At 55.7% G+C, this 2756-nt stretch carries 2 protein-coding genes; one reads left to right on the top strand and one right to left on the bottom strand.

Annotation, left to right across the window (positions count from 1 at the left end):
• Window positions 1–1101: 1101 nt before the first annotated feature.
• Window positions 1102–1458: a winged helix-turn-helix transcriptional regulator gene (locus tag F561_RS0124185; protein WP_019012540.1), complete on the bottom strand. Its 357-nt coding sequence runs from the start codon at window positions 1456–1458 to the stop codon at window positions 1102–1104.
• Window positions 1459–1642: 184 nt separating this feature from the next.
• Here F561_RS0124185 and F561_RS0124190 point away from each other — a divergent pair, with 184 nt between their 5' ends.
• Complete coding sequence (locus tag F561_RS0124190) at window positions 1643–2557, top strand: NADP-dependent oxidoreductase (RefSeq protein ID WP_211214867.1); 915 nt, start codon at window positions 1643–1645, stop codon at window positions 2555–2557.
• The last annotated feature ends 199 nt before the right edge of the window (window positions 2558–2756 follow it).

Consider the following 2756-nt stretch of genomic DNA (forward strand, 5'->3'; position numbering starts at 1 on the left):
GCAGTATCGGGGATCGTCACAGACTCAGATACCGCCCCTTGTCATGCCACACTGCGTTCAAGACGCCATTTCTCGCAAAGTGTCAGGTGCTGAGCATCATCCCGTTTGGGAGATCAGTGTGGTTTGGACAGGCTACGTATTGTTCTTCCCCCGCCTGTCACGGGCCAATCACGCCCCGTTTGCTACGTTAGCAGCATGACCAGTTGCTCTCCGGCTCAGTGCGTGCAGCAGCCTGTCCCGTATCCGGATGAGCAGTTGCACGCTACCTTTGATCTCCTCTGCACTGAGGTTCGCTTGTTGTCATATGACCAGGCTTTCCTGGCGTACGTCAGTCAACCTGCCCGGTCGCTCAATGAAGCGTTACGTTATGCACAGGACAGCTCGCCGCGGCTGGAAAGCCTGCCTCTGGAAGTTCTCGCTCAAGAACTTAGGGCGCTTCTTCCTATTCTCCAATGCTGTCCCCAGTGACCATCGAATGAGTTCGAGTTTTCGTCTTGTCTTGCATTGATCCAGTTCAGGTTGGTGAAGGTCGTGTTGCCTTAGCTGAGCCCGGGCCACTCTCTCGCGATCCTTGACCATGCCTGAGATGTCCCGTTTGGTTCTGTTGCCGCAGTTGGTCGCAGAGCAGACGGAGGGCAAGAGTGGCCTGAGCATCGGCTTCCCCTGCTGTAAGGGTGGATCACGTTTGGAACACTTGCTGGTGGTTCTTCTGTCTGGTGGCGGCCGAAACGCTGATGCAGATGTGATAGCGAAGATTCAAGGAGCGGGCGTATAGGCTCAGAACTTCCTGAGCTCGCTTTTGCCATCAGAACCCCTTTTGATTGCGTTCCTGACGTCGGAAAGACAGTGGCACGGCAGTGTTAGGCTGTTCGGGTTTGTCGTTTTGGCTTGGCTGAGCTGCTTGCAGATCGGGGTCTAGAGGTCACAGCATAAGCCCGTCAAGACGCTCAAGTATGGCCGGAAGGCGATCAGCCTTCCGGCGTACGGAGCGCAATACCTCATTGATGCCCTTCGCTGGTGTTACGAGATGCTCCCTGAACTTCTGCCCCTGCTGACCCAGCCTATATTCCCTCTGGAACAGAAAAAAAGTGGAGTTGTCGGCTACTGAACTTGCTCTGACACGGGCTGCCCCTGAAGTTGATGTGCCCGGCCCCATTCCACCATGGCGCGCAGGATGGGCTCCAGACTCCGCCCGTGTTCAGTGAGAGAGTATTCAACTTTAGGGGGCACCTGGGGATAAACCTCCCGGTGAACCAGCCCATCCGCCTCCAGTTCACGCAGTTGCAGGGTGAGCATGCGCTGGGTCACTCCGGTCAGTCTGCGTTGCAGTTCCGAAAACCGCTTGGGGGAACTCAGCAGATGGTAGAGCGCCACCGTTTTCCACTTGCCGCCGATCAGTTCTACTGTCGTCGTCACAGGGCACCCCTGGCCACGGCTTTTTTGCTTGGTCTTGGTCATAGGAAAAGTATATCTGCTTTACAGTATAAAAATAGGTAGTGCCTACCATATATGTGCGTACTTGTTAAATAAGAAGTGTCTGACTAGACTTTCCGAGCAAGAAGCAGAGCGAGGAAAAATCAGTTCCTTAGGCATGTTTCGAGGTGAAACATTGCTGCTTTTCTTGAGGAGACCTATGAAAGCCATGACCATTCGCGAATACGGTGACCCAGACGTCCTTAAACTCGAGGAACTTCCTCTTCCAGACCCCGCTCCCGGAGAAGTGAGGGTTCAAGTCCATGCCGTGAGCATCAATCCTGTGGATCATAAGGTTCGTCAAACTGGATTTTTCAATTACACAAACTTTCCAGTCATCCTCGGCTGGGACATTTCTGGAATGATTGACGCGTTGGGTGAGGGGGTCACGGAGTTCCAGGTTGGTGATGAGGTTTACGGGATGATTCGCTTCCCGCAGGAAGGCCGTGCCTACGCCGAGTACGTGACGGCTCCAGTCGCCGATCTCGCCCGTAAACCCAGCAACCTGAGTCATACCGAAGCGGCCGCGATGACACTCGCCGCTCTCACAGCCCATCAAGCCTTCGAGCGGATGGAGCTCCAAGTGGGGCAAACCATCTTGATTCATGCTGGGGCTGGGGGTGTCGGTCATTTTGCGGTTCAACTCGCGAAGGCGCGGGGGGCGCGGGTCATCGCCACCGCGTCGAATCATAACCGGGACTTTGTTCTGGGCCTGGGTGCCGACGAAGTGCTCGACTACCGGGCGCAGCCCTTTGAGGAGCAGGTCTCAGCTGTAGACGCGGTGCTCGATACCGTCGGCGGTGAGACGCTGTCCCGCTCCTTTGCCGTCATCAAACCGGGTGGTTGGCTGGTCAGCATCGCGGGTCAGCCATCTGCCCACCAAGCTCAGGAACGAGACGTCAACGTTGAACGCATCCTGGTCTATCCCTCACAGGCGCATCTGGACATCCTCTCTGGCCTGGCCGAAGCAGGACAACTCAAAGCCCATGTGAGTCAGACCTTCGATTTGGAGCAGGTTGCACAGGCCCACCAGGCTCAGCAGACCCAACGTACGGTTGGCAAAATTGTTCTTACGGTGGTTTGACGGGAATACCCTCCGGCCTGACGAGGTTCCTCTACCGAAGCGAATGAGGAACAGCTTTGTTCGTCGTACCCACTTGAGCCAGTCAACCTCATGACAAGAGCGATTTGATATTGCAAGGCCTTCGTGGAGGATCAGTTCAGTGTGGCGCGGTGTTCCTCAAAGCGAGTTGGTGAGCGGTACCCCAAGCTGGAGTGACGAC

The organism is Deinococcus aquatilis DSM 23025, from assembly GCF_000378445.1.
Lineage (GTDB): Bacteria > Deinococcota > Deinococci > Deinococcales > Deinococcaceae > Deinococcus > Deinococcus aquatilis.

Excerpts from the sequence above, each read along its gene's own strand:
- F561_RS0124190 (WP_211214867.1), top strand. The coding sequence starts at position 1,643 with ATGACCATTCGCGAATACGGTGACCCAGACGTCCTTAAACTCGAGGAA.
- F561_RS0124185 (WP_019012540.1), bottom strand. The coding sequence starts at position 1,458 with ATGACCAAGACCAAGCAAAAAAGCCGTGGCCAGGGGTGCCCTGTGACG.